Genomic DNA, 255 nt, shown 5'->3' with positions numbered 1-255 from the left:
CGATGTCCATGTTGATGTAGCCACGGTCCAGGTAGTAGGAACGCAGGCGCTCCAGGTCACCGGAGAGTTTTTCACGGGCGTACTTGTCGTCGTTCTTGAAGAACGACAGCCAGTTGGTGGTCTTGAGTTCGAACAGGTCGATCAGGTCTTCATCCGGGAAAACCGTGTTGCCCACCACGTTGATGTGCTGGATGGCCGCCACGGTGCCTTCGTTGATGTTGACCTTCAGGCCGACGCGGTTGCGCGGCTGCGGCA

The 255-nt window shown here is 58.0% G+C and carries 1 protein-coding gene; it reads right to left on the bottom strand.

Annotation, left to right across the window (positions count from 1 at the left end):
- On the bottom strand, window positions 1–255 hold a 255-nt coding region (locus IB266_RS30615; protein WP_192264479.1), incomplete at both ends, for a POTRA domain-containing protein.

The organism is Pseudomonas sp. Pdm06 (assembly GCF_014851795.1).
Taxonomy (GTDB): Bacteria; Pseudomonadota; Gammaproteobacteria; order Pseudomonadales; family Pseudomonadaceae; genus Aquipseudomonas; species Aquipseudomonas fluorescens_AA.
The sequence above is the reverse complement of the archived record's forward strand: the minus strand, read 5'-3'. Positions and strand labels throughout refer to the sequence as shown.